The organism is Sphingomonas sp. PWP1-2, from assembly GCF_049898305.1.
Lineage (GTDB): Bacteria > Pseudomonadota > Alphaproteobacteria > Sphingomonadales > Sphingomonadaceae > Sphingomonas > Sphingomonas glacialis.
In genome coordinates this window covers 478,941-491,865 of record NZ_JAFCXM010000003.1, presented here as the reverse complement: position 1 = coordinate 491,865, position 12,925 = coordinate 478,941, and the positions used below count along the sequence as shown (strand labels likewise).

General features: G+C 65.1%; 8 protein-coding genes. 5 read left to right on the top strand and 3 right to left on the bottom strand.

Features of this window, described 5'->3' with window-relative positions; all coding sequences use genetic code 11:
* Positions 1-59 precede the first annotated feature (59 nt).
* Positions 60-2,597, bottom strand: a complete 2,538-nt coding sequence (locus tag ACP7C5_RS10770) for a TonB-dependent receptor (protein WP_426264232.1) — start codon at positions 2,595-2,597, stop codon at positions 60-62.
* A gap of 132 nt (positions 2,598-2,729) precedes the next feature.
* Positions 2,730-4,814, bottom strand: a complete 2,085-nt coding sequence (locus ACP7C5_RS10765) for a sulfotransferase (RefSeq protein WP_426264231.1) — start codon at positions 4,812-4,814, stop codon at positions 2,730-2,732.
* A 489-nt stretch (positions 4,815-5,303) separates the two neighbouring features.
* Here ACP7C5_RS10765 and ACP7C5_RS10760 point away from each other — a divergent pair, with 489 nt between their 5' ends.
* The 5 genes from ACP7C5_RS10760 to ACP7C5_RS10740 all read left to right on the top strand — a co-directional run bounded on the left by ACP7C5_RS10760 (position 5,304) and on the right by ACP7C5_RS10740 (position 10,571).
* On the top strand, positions 5,304-7,058 hold the full coding sequence (locus tag ACP7C5_RS10760; RefSeq protein ID WP_426264230.1) for an ATP-binding protein: 1,755 nt from the start codon (positions 5,304-5,306) through the stop codon (positions 7,056-7,058).
* Entirely contained in the window at positions 7,037-7,648 is a 612-nt protein-coding gene (locus tag ACP7C5_RS10755; RefSeq protein ID WP_426264229.1) for a response regulator transcription factor, read from the top strand. Before ACP7C5_RS10760 ends, ACP7C5_RS10755 begins: the two co-directional genes overlap by 22 nt.
* Positions 7,645-7,860 (top strand): hypothetical protein, encoded by a 216-nt coding sequence (locus ACP7C5_RS10750; RefSeq protein WP_426264228.1) that lies wholly within the window; start codon positions 7,645-7,647, stop codon positions 7,858-7,860. The genes ACP7C5_RS10755 and ACP7C5_RS10750 overlap by 4 nt, the downstream gene beginning before the upstream one ends.
* Before the next feature lie 141 nt (positions 7,861-8,001).
* Positions 8,002-10,074: a catalase gene (locus ACP7C5_RS10745; RefSeq protein ID WP_426264227.1), complete on the top strand. Its 2,073-nt coding sequence runs from the start codon at positions 8,002-8,004 to the stop codon at positions 10,072-10,074.
* 35 nt (positions 10,075-10,109) lie between these two features.
* Positions 10,110-10,571 carry a hypothetical protein gene (locus tag ACP7C5_RS10740; RefSeq protein WP_426264226.1) on the top strand — a complete coding sequence of 154 codons (462 nt, stop codon included), beginning with the start codon at positions 10,110-10,112 and terminating at the stop codon, positions 10,569-10,571.
* Positions 10,572-10,788: 217 nt separating this feature from the next.
* On the opposite strand, the gene ACP7C5_RS10735 is transcribed toward ACP7C5_RS10740, so the two are convergent.
* Positions 10,789-12,897 (bottom strand): AsmA family protein, encoded by a 2,109-nt coding sequence (locus tag ACP7C5_RS10735; protein WP_426264225.1) that lies wholly within the window; start codon positions 12,895-12,897, stop codon positions 10,789-10,791.
* Positions 12,898-12,925: the final 28 nt, after the last annotated feature.

Below are 12,925 nucleotides of genomic sequence, written 5' to 3'. Positions count from 1 at the left end.
CGCCGTAAGCGCGTGCCGCCCGGTGGGCCCCGGCACAAGGCCGGGGTGACGTGGGAGAATTAGAACTTCACCTTCGCGCGCACCCCGATCGTGCGTGGCCGCGCGTAGGTCACCCGCGAGCCGGCCTGGTAGATCGCGTAATAGGTCGCGCGCTGGATATCGATCACCTTGACGCCGTCGAACAGATTGTTGCCGAAGATACCGAACTCGTAATTGCCGATGTCATAGGCGATCGACGCGCTGGCATTGTGGCTCTCTGGGATCACCGCATAGGTCTGGCTACGCCCGCCATTGCTCGCGCGGTCGACGATCAGCTTCTTGGACGTCGGGTCGAGCGTGGTCGAGAAGTCGTTGAAGGTCGTCTGCTGCGACGAGATATATTTGTACGTCGCCTGCAGATGGAGCGACCCGCGCCCAAGATCGGCATCGTAGAACGCCCCCGCCGACGCCGTCACGCGCGGCGAATAGGGCGTGCGGTCGCCGTCGAACGCGCCGACCGTCGGGATGTCGCCACGCGCGGCCGAATCGTTGAACGAGAAGCTGCCGTTGAGCGTGATGTTGCGCGTCGCCTTGACCGCCGCCTCGAGCTCGACGCCCCTGCTCGCGATCTTGCCCTTGTTGTCGGTAAAGAAATACGAACAGTTGAGCCGCAACCGCGTCTGCACGTCGGACCAGTCGATATAATACGCGCTCGCATTAAGCGTCACGCGACCGCCCGCGAACTTGGCCTTTTCGCCGATCGTGTAGTTCCACAATTTGTCGGGCCCGAACGTCCCCGGTGCCGCGCTATACCCATACGAATTGAGCTGCGTCGTGCAGCGCCCGGCAAGCCCCGCGGTGCCGAGCGGCACCGGCTGGTTCGCACCCCCATAGCGGAAGCCCTTGGCGGCTTCGGCATAGATCAGCACATTGTCGTTGAGCTTGTACGAAATGTTGGCGCGCGGGTTGACGCCGTTCGACTTGAGCGTCGAGCGGATCGACTGGGTGATGCCGGTCGTGCGCCCCTGCGCGTCCTTGCCGAGCAGCACGCCGAACGCGCCGCCTTCGTAGAGATAATAGCTCTCTTTGAAGTTGAAGTAGCGCAGGCCTGCGGTCAGATCGAGCCGGTCGGTGACGTGCCACGTACCATCGGCATAGGCAGCGAACTGATGCTCGTGCACGTCCTGCAGCCCCGAGAAGATGTCGTTCGAGCTGAACGCGCCGTCGACGGTCTTCGAATCGTAGCGGCCGGTCGGCGTCGCGAACGGGCCGAACGCCGTGTTCTGATAGGACAGCGTGTCGAACCCGGCGACCGGAATGTCCTGGATCAGATGCCGGTTCTGCTTCTCGTAGAACGCGCCGACGGTCCATTTGACCGGGCCGTCGTTCTTCGAGACGAGCCGCGCCTCGGCCATGAAGTCGTTCAGCTTCTGGTTGATCGTATAGTTCTCGGCCGGGATCAGGCTCGTGACCGCATGGTCGTAGCGTGCGGGCGGAGCGTAGAGCGGATACTTCCCCGCGCCGGTATAGGGCGCGTAATAATTGGCGAAGTAATAGCCGATCTGCGGATCGGGGCTCGCGTTGAAGCCGATCTTGCGGTCGGTATAGGCGCCGGTCACGATCAAATTGGCGAAGCCCGCGTCATAATCGAACCCGCCGGTGTAGAGCTTGAACAGATCGCGCGTGCCCTCGGCCCCGTTGCTCTCGTACTGATACGGTTTCAGCCCATCGAGCCCGGTGTTGAGGCCCTTGGCACGGCTGTTTTCATAGGTGAAACTACCGTCGACGGTCAGTCTGTCGGTCGGCGTCCAGCGCACCGCGACGCGGCCTTGGGTCGAGCGGTTGCTGTTGGCATTGTCGACACGGTGCTGGCCGATATTGTCGATGAAGCCGCCATCGTTGCCGACGAAGATGTTGCCGCGAACCGCGAGCTCATCCTTGATCAGCGGGATGTTGACCATCCCGCGGACGTTATAGCTGCCAGCGCCATATTCGGTGGTCGATCCGCTCGCTTCGGCGGTGCCGAAGACGCTGCGCGCATCGGGCTTGGCCGTGACGAAGCGCACCGTGCCCGCCATCGAGCCCGCGCCGAACAGCGTGCCCTGCGGCCCGCGCAGCACTTCGACGCGGTCGAGATCATAGACCTTGAGGTCGGGCGTCTGGCCCTGCACCGAGATCGGCGTATCGTCGAGATAGACCGCGACGAGTGGGCGATCCGACGTATCCGAGGTGACATAGCCGCCCGTCGCAAGCCCGCGCAGGTTGAACTTGTTGAACCCCGGCGCGCCCTCGGTGATGACAAGCGACGGCGTGAACTTCGCGAGATCGGACAGATTGCCCTGCCCCGATTTGGTGATCTGGTCGACGTTCACCACCGACACCGCGATCGGCACCGTCTGCAGCGATTGCGCGCCCGAACGCGTCGCGGTGACGACGATATCGTTGAGTCCTTCGCTTTGCGGCGCGGCTTGCGGCGCACCGGCAGGCGCCTGCGGCTCGGGCGCGGCGCGCGCGATGCCCGGCGCGATCAGCGCAAGCGCTGCCCCCGACGCCATGAGCCGCGCGACGATCCGCGCAGGACGCGCCGAAACGCTGTGACCGACAGAAAGATTCACCACGAAAGTCCCCTTTGCAACCCAGCTGCCCCACCAAGGCAGCCGTCGTGCAAGCCATTGCCGGCTCATGCCTTCGACGCTGTCCTTGATCCCCGTTCGATACCAAAAATCGGATAGGGGCATCCAATTTAGGCATCAATGCCGATTGGCGGTCGCCTTGGCAAGCGGTCCGAGCGCATCGACGAGCGGGGCGAGCCACGCTTCGAAAGGGCGCCACTGGTCGAGGCCGTCGCGATTGATCGGCTGGCGGACCTGTTCCGAGCTCGGCGTGCGGACGGTCCGCTCGCTCTCGAAGAACCGCAGGCACTGCGGCTCGAACGGCAGGCCGCAATACGCGAGCAACCGGCGGATTTCGGTCTCGGGATCGTCGATGAGCGCCTCATAGTCGATGCGGTATACCCGGCCCGGCAGCACCGCATCGAAATGCGCCATCAGCGCGACGTAATCGGCGTAATATCGCCCGAGATCGCCGAGGTCGTAGCTATAGGCCTGCCCGCGCGCGAACGCCTGTTTGAACAGCGAGAAGCAGCACGCCATCGGATCGCGCCGGATATCGATGATCCGCGCGCCCGGCAGCATCAGGTGGATCAGCCCGGTATGGAGGAAGTTGCCCGGAAACTTGTCGACCAGCCACGGCTTCCCCGCGCGGTGGACTGCCGTCCGCTCGAGATAGGCGGTGCCGAGCGCGGCAAAGACGGCTTCGGGAACGTGCGCGATCGACGACGGATAGCCCGGGTGGCGCTGCGCCAGTTCGCGCGCGAGCGTGGTGATGTCGGGCAGTTCGGACGCGCCATCGACCGCACTGTGGCTGGCGAGGATCTGCTCGACCAGCGTCGATCCCGACCGTGGCATGCCGAGCACGAAGATCGGCCCGGCCTCCGCGCACCCCGCGGTGGCGTTGCGGCGGAACAGCTCGGCGTCGAACGCCGCGATCGAGTCGGTCACGAAGCGATGCAACGCTGCGGCGTCATGCGGCTCGAGCGCGGCGCGCGCAGCATTGCCGCGAGCATAGTGGACGAACGACTCGGCGTAGCGTGCCTCGTCCTCGAGCGCCTTGCCCAAGGCAAAGTCGAGATACGCGCGGTCGGCCGGATCGGAGCTCGCCTCCGCCGGAAGCGCGAGCATGTGCGCGACCTCGGTGCTGTCGAAGCGGACGGTCTTGAGGTTGGCGAGACTCCAATATGCTTCACCGTAGCCCGGCCGGAGTGCGACCGCACGGCGGTAGGCGGCGACTGCCTCGTCCTGCCGGCCAACCGCGCGGAGCGCGTGGCCGAACGCATGCCAGGCCTCGGCATCGTCGGGCGTCGCCGCCAGGACCGCCTGATAGGCACGGATCGCCGCAGCCGCATCGCCAAGCTGCATGTGGATCGCCGCTTCGAGCATAAGGAAAGCGGCAAGACCCGGCAGCGCCTTGAGCGCGAGATGGATCGCCGCAAGCGCCTCTTGCCCACGCTCGAGCCGGTGAAGCGCGATCGCGTGTGCGAACTGCGCGGGGACGAAGTCGGGCGCAGCGCGGCGCGCCTGGTCCAGCAAGTCCGCGACCGCCGCGAAATTTCCCTGCCGCAGCCCGATATCGGACAGCAGGCGCACCGCGCCGAGATCGTTGAGATCGATCCCGAACCGCCGCTGGAGCGCGCCGCGCGCCGCCGTATCGCGCCGCTCGAAGAACGCCGCAGCCGCCTCGTCGAGTGCGCGATCGGCGACGCAGCCAGGCACCATCCGCGCCTGCGCCGCGTTCGCATCGATCGGGCGCCCGAGCAGCAGCAACTGGTCGCCAAGCGCGTGCCATGCGAGCGAGGATTGCGGATTGGCGCGCGTGGCCTGGTCGAGCGCATCGGCGGCGGCCTCCCCCGCCCCCAGTGCGGCAAGCGCCATGCCGAACTCGTAATGAATCCCCCACGCCTGCGGCATGGCGGCGGCAAGCGGCGCTAACACATCGCGCGCCTCGCGGATCTTTCCGACCCGGCGCAGCGCCGCGCCCAACAGGACGCGCGCTTCAACCGAATCACGTCCCCCCGCCAAGACGCCGTCGACACGAGCAAGCGCTGCTAGCGGATCGTGACCCAGCAAGCGCTTGGCGTCCGCCAGCGCGGATTGCATCGTCGAATTGTCCAGCCGCTTGGTCCCCGCTGCGATACCGTTCGGCGAGCCTAGCCGTACCGCCGCGCCAAATCCATCGAACGCGAGTTGGCTCCCGATGCCAAGGCGCAGACCCGCCACGGATTTGACCCGCCCTTGGCACCGGCTGAAACTGCGGGAAAACTTATAATAGATTAGTTTAAATTTGCTCTTTAGAAATAAATTAACACATATCAATTGGCAGTCTTTGTGATAAATTTTGCCAATTCATTCGCCAATAGTTTCAAAACACAGACGGCGGATGATAAATAGGACCCCATGAAAGCAACTGGTCTTACCTTTGCGATAGTTTCAATAGGACTTACAATCGCAATTGTCTTAAATGAGACAATTTATATAATTGAAAATACTCCATTTTTTGGAGTTCATGCGGGCTACAGCCTTGCCGCGTCAGTCGGATTTTCTGGCTGCGCGGTCGCGGTCGTACCGTTACTGCTCGATCGCCCGCGTCGCGCGGCACCCGTCGCTGGCGTTGTCGTGCTGTTCGGCGCCTTCATATTGCGGGATTGGGCGACCGTTTCGGAGATGTTCGTCAGTCCAGGCCAGTTCTCTCATTGGCTTGCCGCGGCCATGCCGGGCCGCCTGCTCCCGAGCGCGGCGCTCCTGCAGATCGTGGTCGGTATTGCCTGTCTCGAACTCGGCCTCGACCGGCTTCACGGATCGCGCGACCTCCGCATCGCGCTGATGCTGTTCGTTCCGATCGCGCTCACCGCCGAAGCGCTCGTCATGCTCGTCGCCGGACTGGACTCGTCGAACCTGACGCTCCTCACGATGGCAGCCTCGCTGGTTTTCTTGGCAGGCGCGATGGGTGCGTATGGGCTCCGGCACGATGCGGCGTTGGCCGCTGCACCGAGGCTGTGGCTGCCCGTGGTGTTGGCGGTAGCGATCGCCAGCACCGATCTGCTCGCGACGCACAGCAGCGCGGCGCGATGGGGGTATGTCCTGGTCGTCGCGTGCGGCTTGCTGCTCCCGCAACGCGTCTTCGTGCGCGTGCTGACCACCGTATCGGTCGGTCTTGCACTGTTCGGCTTGGTGGCATCGCAACGGAGCGAGAGTGCGAGCGTCGCCAGCCTCCTCGACGCCGCCCTGGCGATCGGCGCGATCGTATTGGCAGGAGTGCTGGTCGATCGGCAGTGGCAGGCGCGACAAGACCATCGCGAAATGACCGAGCGTTTCGCCGCGATACAGCAGATGACGGCGACGACGTGCTTCGAACTCGATCTGGCAAGCATGGCCTTCGTCCCCAGTCCCGCGTTCGATTCGCTCCACGGCCGGACCGCACGGGTGCGCAACGATTGGCGATCGTTCGTCGCAGCGTACATTCCCGTCGAGCAACAGGCCGCGCTGGCGGCCAGCCTTGCCGCGGCGCATCACGGCCGGGGCACCGACGCTGTCGCATACAGCTTCCAGCGCCCCGACGGCGAAACGGGAGATGCGCTGCTGCGCTGGGTGCCGACGCGCGACACGCACGGGGTGATCGTCAGCCTGACCGGCATCGTCCACGATGTGACCCTGCAGCGAAAATGCGAACGCGGCAGTGCCGAGTTACGCGCCAAACTGGACGACGCTCTGAAGCTCGAAACGCTGGGCCTGTTGGCCGGCGGCGTGGCGCACGACCTCAGCAACACGCTCGTCCCGCTGGGAACCCTCGCGCCGCTCGTGCTGGAGACGATCACCGACCCAACCGATCGGCATAGCATGGACCTGATCATCGAATCGGCGACGCGCGCACGCGAACTGGCGCGCGCCATGCTGGCCTCTACGCGCGAGGAACCCACCGCGCTCGAGCGGGTCCGGCTCGACGAACTGGTCCGCGATTTGCTGGCGTTGCTGCGCGCGCGCTTCCCTGCCGGGATCACGATCGTCGACGCGCTCGCACCCGTGCCCGCGATCGAAGGAAACGTGTGCCAGCTTTATCAAATCGTCCTCAACCTGACGGTCAACGCAGCACAGGCGATCGGCCCGCGCGGTGGCACGATCACGATTGGCACTGCGGCTGAGCCAAGCGGGCATGCGCGCGCGCGGTCGGTCCGGCTGTTTGTCTGCGACGATGGCGCGGGGATTCGGCCGGAGATCATCGATCACATCTTCGAGCCGTTCGCCAGCTCCAAGGATGGCAATGAGGCAAGCGGGATCGGTCTGGCGATCGTCCGCCGTATCGTCCAGACCCATTCCGGGGTGATCTCCGTCCAGAGCAACCTGGGCCAGGGCGCGCGGTTCGATCTGCTGTTCCCCGTCGCTCGGCCAGTTTCTGGCCCCCCTTCCCCCAACCTGTCGCACTCCACTCCCGCAAGCGAGGCTCCATGGCGAAGCGCATCTACATAGTCGACGACGACGAACCGGTCCGTTGCTCGCTGCTGACATTGCTTACCCTCCGCAGGGATTTCGATGCCGAATGCTTCGCCTCGGGCGACGCCTTTCTCGACGCGACGCCCAAGCTCGATCCCGGGATCGTCCTGCTCGACTTGCGCATGCCCGGACTGACCGGGCTCGAGGTACTCGCTACCTTGCGCCGCGAAGCGCTGCCCTTTCTGTGCGTGATCGTCACCGGGCACGGCAACATCGCCGTCGCCGTCGAGGCGATGAAACGCGGCGCGATCGACTTTCTCGAAAAGCCGTATGACCACATGACGCTGCTCGAAACGGTCGAACGCGCGTTCGATCGGCTGACGCGCGCTGGCGAGGATGCCGCTCGCATCGCCGCGGCGCAGAAACAAATCGCCCGGCTGGCGCCGCGCGAAGTCGATGTGCTGTGTGGGTTGATCGCCGGCAAGGTCAACAAGGTGATCGCACATGACCTCGCCATCAGCCCGCGCACGGTCGAAGTGTATCGCGCGCACATGATGACCAAGCTTCACGTCCAATCGCTGCCGGACGCGCTGCGCATCGCGTTCGCCGCCGGGCTCGTCCATTGAGCACGATCGACGACGACGCAGACTTGGCCGAGATCGTCCACGATCTCAGCCAGCCATTGACTGCACTGACCAACTACCTCGCCGCGATGCAAATTGCGATCGACCATGGCGATGCGTGCAAAACGATCGCAAATCTGCTCGGATCTGCCGTGTGCGAGACGGCGCGAGCGCGCGCCGTGGTCGACCGCCTGCACGATGCCCTCGCTCGCTGAGGCGAGGCGAGCCTTTGGTACTATATTGCGATTGCGGCGGAAAGAATCCGCGGCCGGGTCGTTCCTTGACCGCGAGGTTTTCTGAATGGGCGCGCTGGCGCGCTTGTCGACAGCGCACGATATTTTTCCCGGAGACATGAGATGGCCACCACCCCCGAGACAATCCGCGGCAACGCGGGCGAGACCCACCAACAGGCCAGCGAGGGCGATGCCGTGCTGACCACCAACCACGGCGTGCCGATCTCCGACAACCAGAACAGCCTGCGCTCGGGCGAGCGCGGGCCGACGCTGCTCGAGGATTTCGTGCTGCGCGAGAAGATCTTCCATTTCGACCATGAGCGCATCCCCGAGCGGATCGTCCACGCCCGCGGGTCGGGCGCGCACGGCTATTTCGAGGCGACCGACGACATTTCGGATCTGTCGAAGGCCGCCGTCTTCACCAAGGGTGAGAAGACCGAAGTGTTCGTCCGCTTCTCGACCGTCGCGGGCGGATCGGGTTCGGTCGATACCCCGCGCGACGTACGCGGTTTCGCGGTCAAGCTCTTCACGCGCGAAGGCAATTGGGATCTGGTCGGCAACAACATCCCGGTGTTCTTCATCCAGGATGCGATCAAGTTTCCCGATCTGATCCACGCGGTGAAGATGGAGGCCGATCGCGGCTATCCGCAGGCCGGCAGCGCGCACGACACCTTCTGGGACTGGGCCTCGCTCACCCCCGAAGCGACGCACATGCTGTTCTGGGCGATGTCCGACCGTACCCTCCCGCGCTCGCTGCGGATGATGGAGGGCTTCGGCATCCACACCTTCAAGCTGGTCAATGCCGAGGGCAAGGCGAGCTTCGTCAAATTCCACTGGAAGCCCAAGCTCGGCATTCAGTCGACGATCTGGGACGAGGCGCTCAAGCTTCAGGCGGCCGACAACGACTATCACCGCCGCGATCTGTTCGAGGCGATCGATGGTGGCGACTTCCCCGAATGGGAGCTCGGCATCCAGGTATTCGACCAGGCCTTCGCCGACGCGCAGCCCTATGACGTGCTCGATTCGACTAAGCTGATTCCCGAGGACGACATCCCCGTGCGGATCATCGGTCGGATGGTGCTCAACCGCAACGTCGACAACTTCTTTGCCGAAACCGAGCAAGTCGCCTTCCTGCCGACCAACATCGTGCCGGGAATCGATTTCTCGAACGATCCGCTGCTCCAGGGCCGGCTGTTCTCGTATCTCGACACGCAGAAGTCGCGTTTGGGCACGACCAACTTCCACCAGATCCCGATCAACGCGCCACGTTGCCCGTTCGGCAACTTCCAGCGCGACGGAATGATGCAGACGCAAGTGCCGAAGGGTCGGGCGAATTACGAGCCCAACAGCCTCGGCGCACATGGCGAAGAAGGCGGCCCGCGCGAGAGCCCGAAGGGGTTCGCCACGGTCAACGCCGCGACGGGTCCGAACGAGACTGGCGACAAGCTGCGCATCCGCTCGGAGACGTTCAGCGACCATTACAGCCAGGCACGGCTGTTCCTGAACTCGCAGACCGAGAGCGAGCAGGCACATATCGCATCGTCGTTCGTGTTCGAGCTGTCGAAGGTCGGGACGCTCGATCAGGTCCCGCCGCGGATGCTGGCGAACCTGCGCAATGTCGACGAGGCGTTCGCCAAGCGCGTCGCCGACGGGCTGGGCATCCCGCTGCCCAAGAAGGCGAAAGCCGCGCGCGAGCCGGTGGACATGAAGCCGTCCGACGCGCTGTCGATCCACAAGAACATGAAGGCGACGCTCGAAGGGCGGACCGTCGGCGTGCTGATCGCGGATGGCACCGATGCGGGCGAGCTCGAGACGCTGGTCGCGGCAATCACCAAGGCGAAGGCGAAACCCTTCCTCGTCGCGCCCAAGGTCGGCGGCGCAAAGCTGTCCGACGGGACGATGAAGAAGGCCGATGGCCAGCTCCCCGGTTCGCCGTCGCAGCTGTTCGATGCGGCAGCGGTCGTGCTGTCGAAGGACGGAGCCGCGGCGATGCTCAAGGAAGGCGCTGCCGTCCAGTGGGTGATGGACGCGTTCGGGCATCTCAAGGCAGTCGGCGCGAGCGACGCGGCAAAGCCTTTGCTCGACAAGGCCGGCGTCGAGGCCGATGAAGGCGTGACGGGGCTCGACGACGGCTTCATCGCCGCTGCGGCCAAGCGCTTCTACGCGCGCGAACCCAACGTCCGCACCCTCGCCTAACCGCGAGGGCTGCGGCCCTTTATCGGGATGCACCTATGATCGACCCCTTTGCCTATTGGACGCGTGTCATGTCGGCATGGGGGTCGGTCGGTGCGACCGGCGAGCGATTGAGCGAAACGGCGACCGCCTCACATGCGGTGATCGCCTCGCGCACCAACACGATCGGCGAAGCGATGCGCGCGCCGCTCAGTGGTGATTATGCCGAGCTCGGCCGGATGGTGCCCGAGAAACTCGCCGCGTTCTCGGCATCCGGGACGGCGGGCATGCAGGCGTTGATGGCGCTGCAGGCGGGCTATGTTGCGCAGGCACAAGAGCTCGGCGCGATGTGGCTGCGCGGCCGCCCACCGACGCTGTTCGAGCTGGCGGCGCTGTCCGAACGCTCTAGCATGCACGCGCTGACCGCGCTCGAAACGAGCGCGAAGATGGGCCGCGACGTCGTCGCGCCCGTACATAAGGCTGCAACGGGGAATGCGAAGCGGCTGCGCGAGGCGCGGTAAGCAATTCCGAGCGCCTTCTGCGGTTATGCGGCGTAATTCCCGCTCCACCACCCCCAGGCGTCACCCCGGCGAAAGCTGGGGTCTCCCGAGTGTCGAGCGCTACCCCCACCCCATGGAGACCCCAGCTTTCGCTGGGGCGACGCGCGTCGGGACTCGGCTCGGCGAAACCCCGATCTGAGCGGTGGCGAGACAGCGGTCCGCACTCCGCCCCCCATCCTCAAAAAATCCCCAGGAACTTCTTCCGCTTGCCCGCGCCCTTTTCAGGCGTGCCGTTGCCGACATCATCCCGCGGCTTCCCCTTGGTCGTGCGTTGCGCAGCAGCGGGCTTCGCCGCAAGGATCGGCGCGCAGGCTGCGGCCTTGGCATCCCCCACGTCGATGAACGCGAGCAACGCTGCCGGCGGCGTCGCGAGCAGCGCCAGCCCAAGCCCGGTCCCCGCGCGACCGATCAAATCGGGGCTGATCACCGAAATCCCCGGCTTGGCGAAATGGCCGTTGAGGCCGACCGGCGACTGCGCCGAAAGCAGGCTGAACTTCTTGCCATCGGCGCGGAAGGCGAGATCGAGCGCCTCGGTCCCGAAGCTGAACCCGCCTGTCGCCGCGATGACGTTCTTGCTCGTGTCGATCAGGATCGGATCGGCCGCCGCCCCGCCCTTGCGCACCGTGAAGGCGACCAGCCCGCAATTGATCCGCACCGGCTCCTTCAATTTGTCCTGGAACATCTTCTGGACGAAGGTGCCGATATCGAGCTCGCTCAACTGAACATTGCGCGTCCAGAAGCTGCCGGCGGGCATCACGAACGCGATCCGCCCGTTCGCATTGGCGAGCGAATCATGCAGGCTGTCGCCGCTGCCGACGAGCTGGATCCGCCCCTTGATCGTCCCCGTCGTCCCCGCCTCGGCAACACCGAAGCCGGCGAGCAGCCGCGCCATCGGGGTCGACGCCAGGCGGATGTCATAGCTTGCCTTGGTCGGTCGGCGGCGCGTGTCGAGGATAATGTCGGACGCGACATTGCCCCGCGCCATCGAGAAGGTCAGCGGGGAAAGCTTGAGCACGCTGTCCTTGAGCGCGAGCGTCAGGTCGATGTTCGAGACCGGCACGTTTTTCGACCGCACCGTGCCGACCGTCCATTTCAGATCCGCATCGAACGCGTGGAGCGCGGCAATATCGAGCGACGCGTCCGGCAGCAGGCGCGCCGGTGCGGCACCCGTAGCGGCGGCTGCCGCCTGGACGCCCTTGGCCGCGATCAGATCAGGATTGTAGCCGATGAACGGCGCGAGATCGATGATGTCGACCTTCTTGCTCGCCAGCGTCGCATCGATGTGGATGCGCGGCGCAATATTCTCGACCGTGAAGCGCCCTGCCAGATCGCTCGCGCCGAAGCGGCCGCGCAGATGCGTGAAGGCATAGGTGGTGCCGGTCTTCACCAGCTGCGCCTTGAGGACATAGGTGCGCGACTGCGGAATGGTGACGCCGATGATATGAAGCAGTTCGGCCATGTTGCGCCCACGCGCCGTCACGTCGAGCGGCACCTTCTCGATCTCGGCCAGGCTCGGCAGCGTGCCCGCGACATCGATCACGTTGTGTGCGGCGTGCGCGGTCATCGTCAGCGTGTTGGCGCCACGCGCGACGGTCTGGTCGGGTGAGAGCAACGCGCCGCTCAGCGTGAACGGCGTATCGCGCACCACGCCATTGCCGGTGAAATCAACCTTGTCGCCGATCTTCGCGTCGGTCGACTTGATCGTCGCGAAGCTCAGATCGGCAAGCAGCCGCATCCGCGTGTCGCGATAGCGCACCGTCGTCCCCGCAAGCGTCGCGCGGTCGATCGTCGGGAAGGCAAGCGGCTTGCCGCCCTTGGTCTGGCTGAAAGTCCAGCTGTTGGTGCTATGGTCGGGGCTCCATTCGAGATCGACCGCGCCGTCGGCGAGATCGAGGAAATAGAGCCGACGCTTGCCGAACAGCAGCGACAGCGGCGCAATCCGCGTGTCGATCTTCTTCGCCTCGAACAGATTTGGCTTGCTCGCCCAGGACGGGTTCGAGATCGTCAGCCCCTCGGCGAGGAACTTGATCTGGAACGGGTCGAAGAACAGCTGAAAATCGCCCCGCACGCCGACGGTGCGATGCGTCAGCGATCCCACCACGCGTTCGAAGGTCGGCTTCAGGAAGCGCCCCTTGGTCATGTAGAGCACCAGCCAGATCGCGAAGAGCACGGCCAGGATCGCGAGCAGTACGTTGCGCACGAGGCGCCAGCGGCGCCGCGCCGGTGTCTCGACGGTCGCGCGGTCGCCCTCGGGCGTGTTGGCCGTGGCGGCAGGGATCTCGGTCACGGTTTGGTCTGCATGGCGCGAGGCTTCT

Excerpts from the sequence above, each read along its gene's own strand:
- ACP7C5_RS10760 (WP_426264230.1), top strand. The coding sequence starts at position 5,304 with ATGCCGGGCCGCCTGCTCCCGAGCGCGGCGCTCCTGCAGATCGTGGTC.
- ACP7C5_RS10755 (WP_426264229.1), top strand. The coding sequence starts at position 7,037 with ATGGCGAAGCGCATCTACATAGTCGACGACGACGAACCGGTCCGTTGC.
- ACP7C5_RS10745 (WP_426264227.1), top strand. The coding sequence starts at position 8,002 with ATGGCCACCACCCCCGAGACAATCCGCGGCAACGCGGGCGAGACCCAC.
- ACP7C5_RS10740 (WP_426264226.1), top strand. The coding sequence starts at position 10,110 with ATGATCGACCCCTTTGCCTATTGGACGCGTGTCATGTCGGCATGGGGG.